Annotated in this window: 3 protein-coding genes and 1 pseudogene; all 4 read left to right on the top strand. The window is 70.9% G+C overall.

Annotation, left to right across the window (positions count from 1 at the left end; genetic code table 11):
• Positions 1-246: 246 nt before the first annotated feature.
• Positions 247-936: pseudogene (locus tag ACTWQJ_RS48100) on the top strand (DUF2293 domain-containing protein); the annotation flags it as partial.
• Between the two features lie 270 nt (positions 937-1,206).
• A complete protein-coding gene (locus tag ACTWQJ_RS48095) occupies positions 1,207-1,686 on the top strand; it encodes an anthrone oxygenase family protein (RefSeq protein WP_443312686.1) in 480 nt (159 codons plus the stop codon).
• Between the two features lie 150 nt (positions 1,687-1,836).
• Positions 1,837-3,324: a glutamate synthase subunit beta gene (locus ACTWQJ_RS48090; RefSeq protein WP_443312685.1), complete on the top strand. Its 1,488-nt coding sequence runs from the start codon at positions 1,837-1,839 to the stop codon at positions 3,322-3,324.
• A gap of 320 nt (positions 3,325-3,644) precedes the next feature.
• Positions 3,645-3,769 (top strand): helix-turn-helix domain-containing protein (locus ACTWQJ_RS48085; RefSeq protein WP_443312687.1); only part of this gene is annotated, 125 nt, incomplete at its 3' end.

Here is a 3,769-nt window from a genome sequence, read left to right as displayed (position 1 = left end):
CGGCGAGGCAGTCGCCGAGCCGGTCCCAGGTGATCGCTTCGAGTCGCACAGGGCCATGATGCCGCGCGCTGCCGAAAGCACCGATGGCCGGGCGCCGGGCTCTCGGTGCGGCCGGCGGCAGACAGTCGCGAGTGAGCCCAGGCGCGGGGACCCGGGTGAGGTGAGGTGCGGTACGAGGTCGGCGGTACGGCGTAAATCCCGGGGGTCCACGGGCATGAAGCGGACATGGCGGATCAGGAAGCGGATATGACGGACAAGGCGGTGCCCGTGACTCCTTCGTCCCGTACCGGACTCGTCACCATCCAGCCCCTGAAGAAGAAGCGCTGTGCCGCGTGCCGGCGGGGACCCCTGTCGCTGCTCGTCCTGGAGGAGGGCGTGCCACGGTGCCTCGACTGTGCCGACCTCGGGCACCTGGTGTTCCTGCCGCGCGGGGACACTGCGCTGACCCGCAGGGCGCGCGAGGAGAGCACGCTGTCGGTGATCGTCATGCGGTTCAACCGGCGCAAGAGCCGGTACGAGCGTCAGGGCGTCCTCGTCGAGGAGGAGGGGCTCGCCCGGGCCGAGGAGCGGTGTCTGGCGGACGCGGAGGCCCGACGGCGGCGCCGGGCGAGGGACGCGCAGCGCAGGGCGGTCGAGGACGACCGGTTCACGGAGGCGTTCGCGGCGGAGATCCTGCGGCTGTTTCCCAGGTGTCCGGCCGAGCGGGCGCGGGCGATCGCGGCGCACGCGTCCGTGCGGGGCAGCGGGCGGGTGGGCCGGAGCGCGGCCGGGCGGGCGCTCACCGAGGGGGCGGTGACATCGGCGGTCGTGGCGGCCGTACGGCATGTGGACACGCCGTACGACCAACTGCTGATGAACGGGGTGGCGAGGTACGAGGCACGGCGGCGGACAGCGGCGGCGGTGGAGACGGTGCTGCGGGGGTGGCGGGAGGCGGGGTCCGACTTTCCGCAGTCGTCGCAGCCGTTCCAGCGACGGCCATGGGCAGTTGGCGGCGCCGGCAGCGGATCGGCGTACGGCACCCCACTCCCTCCCCCAGCTCGGTCGGCCTCACATGGCCCGCCCCAGGCCTGGACGCTCGCGTATGTGGGCGCGGCGATGGGGCATGGTCCGGGTTCTTGTGCGGACATTCACTGGTGGTGAGCGGTGAGTCGTGATCAGGGATGGACTGGGCGCGGGCCCGGTCCGAAGTGGGAGATGAGGGGCGACATGATCAATGGGCCGTACTTCGTACTGACGGTGCTGGGAGTGCTCGGGACAGGCCTGGTGGCCGGGGTCTTCTGCGCCTTCTCGACGTTCGTGATGCGAGGACTCGCCGCGCTGCCGCCCGCACAGGGCGTGGCCGCGATGAAGGCGATCAACGTGACGGCCGTGCAACCGGCTTTCATGATCGTGTTCCTGGGGTCGGCGCTGCTGTGCGCGGTGATCGCCGTGGTGACGTTGGTGGTCTGGCCGGAGGAGGGGGCGGTCGAGCTGCTGCTGGGCAGCGTGCTGTATCTGATCGGCTCGTTCGGCGTGACCATGCTCGCGAACGTGCCGCGCAACAACGCGCTGCTCGAACTGGACGCGGGGACACCGGAGGCGGCGGCGTACTGGCCCGCGTACGTCAGGGAGTGGACGGCATGGAACCACGTCCGCATGATCGCCTCGGCTGCCGCGGCGGTGCTGTACGTGCTGGGGCTCACGTGACGACGCCCGCGCAGTCGGAAGGCCCCCGGTCAACCCGCCAGAAAGCGCTGTCCCAGACTCTGCGCCCGTGGCCGACGGGACGTATCGTGGCCGAAAGAGTGCCGCCCGAAGACGCACGGCCTGTCGTACGCGTATGCAAGGAAACCGGCCATGGCCGATCCCAAGGGTTTCATGACCACCCCCCGCGAGGACTGGCCCCGCCGGCCCGTCGAGGAGCGGGTGCGGGACTGGAACGAGGTCTATGTCCCCCGGGCGCTGCTGCCCATCATCAACAAGCAGGCCGACCGCTGTATGGACTGCGGCATCCCGTTCTGCCACGAGGCCTGCCCGCTGGGCAATCTGATCCCGGAGTGGAACGACCTGGTCTCCCGCGACGACTGGCGGGCGGCGAGCGACCGGCTGCACGCCACCAACAACTTCCCCGAGTTCACGGGTCGGCTGTGCCCGGCGCCGTGCGAGGCGGGCTGTGTGCTCGCCATCAACCAGCCGGCGGTCACGATCAAGAACGTCGAGTGCGCGATAGCCGACCGAGCCTGGGAGGAGGGTTTCGCGCCGCCGCGGCCGCCGGAGCGGCTCAGCGGGCGGACGGTCGCGGTCATCGGGTCGGGGCCCACCGGACTTGCCGCGGCTCAGCAGCTGACCCGGGCGGGCCACACCGTGGCGGTGTACGAGAAGGACGACCGGCTCGGCGGGCTGATGCGGTACGGCATCCCGGAGTTCAAGATGGAGAAGCACCATCTGGAGCGGCGGCTGGAGCAGATGCGGGCCGAGGGGACCAAGTTCCGTACGTCGACGGTGATCGGGCGGGACATCGGGGCAGCGGAGTTGCGGGCGCGCTACGACGCCGTGGTGATCGCGACGGGGGCGACCGCGTGGCGTGAACTTCCCCTGTCAGGGCGGGAGTTGGCCGGTATCCATCAGGCCATGGAGTATCTGCCGCTGGCCAACCGGGTGTGCGAGGGGGATCTGGAGGTCTCCCCGCTGTCCGCCGTCGGCAAGCATGTCGTGATCGTCGGTGGCGGCGACACAGGAGCGGACTGTCTCGGCACGGCCGTACGCGAGCGTGCCGCCTCCGTCACACAGCTGGACATCTACGCCCAGCCCGGCGCCGAGCGCGACGAGGACGCCGAGCCCTGGCCGACGTACCCGAAGATCTACCGGCTGTCGGCCGCGCACGAGGAGGCCGGTGCTCTGCGGACCGCGCCGGCGGCGGACGCCGACGCCCGGTTGTTCGCGGCGTCGACGCTCCGCTTCACCGGTGACACCGACGGACATGTGCGGTCGTTGCACCTCGTCGAGGTGGACGCGCAGCGGCGCCCGGTGCCGGGCACCGAGCGGGTACTCCCGGCCGACCTCGTGCTGCTCGCGCTCGGTTTCTCCGGGCCCGACCGGGCGGACGGCCTCATCGACCAGCTGGAGCTGGCGATGGAGCCGCGCGGCACGATCGCACGGGATGCCGGATTCGCGACCAACGTCCCGGGCGTGTTCGCCGCCGGGGACGCCGCGCGCGGGCAGTCGCTGATCGTGTGGGCGATCGCGGAGGGGCGGGCGGTGGCGGCGGCCGTCGACCGCCATCTGACGGGGAGTTCACGGCTGCCGGCGCCCATAGGGCCGTACGACCGGCCCATGACGGTCTAGTGCCCCGACAGGCAATGTTCGCCCCGTCGCGACGCCCGGCACGCTCCCCCACTGCCTTAAGGGCGTGGGAGGTACCCCCACTCGCCGCACCGGCCGAAAGCCCAAGTACATCCAGTACGAGGACTTCCGGCCGGCACGCCGAGAGCACGCACCGGACGCCGCTCCTTGACGGGCAAACGTTGCCTGCCGGGGCACTAGTGTGATGCGCCAGAAATCCTGATGGTTAATAAGTAGTCTGTTGGTATGTCGCATCCGGGTCCTTCTGCTGTGGAGATCACGCTGTCCGAGGACGAGCGTGCCGAGTTGCTGCGGCGGGCGGGATGCCGGATCGGCGTCCGGCGGAGCGGGCCCGGATCATCCTGGCGTGTGCTGAAGGCATGTCGAATGCGGGTGCTGCGCGGGCCGTTGGTGTGGCGGTCAAGACGGTGAGGAAGTGGCGCGGGGC

Origin of the sequence: Streptomyces sp. KR55 (assembly GCF_052245645.1) — a bacterium.
Classification (GTDB): Bacteria; Actinomycetota; Actinomycetes; order Streptomycetales; family Streptomycetaceae; genus Streptomyces; species Streptomyces flavusporus.
This window is presented reverse-complemented; position numbering and strand designations above follow the sequence as displayed.